At 44.8% G+C, this 239-nt stretch carries 1 protein-coding gene; it reads right to left on the reverse strand.

The window, feature by feature from the left end; all coding sequences use genetic code 11:
• Nucleotides 1-91: 91 nt before the first annotated feature.
• Nucleotides 92-239 (reverse strand): phage tail tip domain-containing protein (locus HEN33_RS26715; protein ID WP_407585110.1); only part of this gene is annotated, 148 nt, incomplete at its 5' end.

The following is a 239-nucleotide window of genomic DNA, read 5'->3' on the forward strand; positions in this document are numbered from 1 at the left end:
TGGCGGCATAAAGTTTACGCATAATTACCTCTCGCTTTTCTGCAATAAAAAAGGCACCATTTCTGGTGCCCTTATATGGGTTATAACAATTTCAACGAATACTGATGCCGGAAGCGGCTTTTTTGGTCACAATCACCGTACAGTCGGTGATATTACCTGCCCACTGATTGCCTTTATGGAAAACCTTAAACTCCAGAGTGACGCTTCCCCTGCCACTCGGCATATCAATAACCGCACTG

Source organism: Escherichia sp. 94.0001, from assembly GCF_013369155.2.
Taxonomy (GTDB): domain Bacteria; phylum Pseudomonadota; class Gammaproteobacteria; order Enterobacterales; family Enterobacteriaceae; genus Escherichia; species Escherichia coli_F.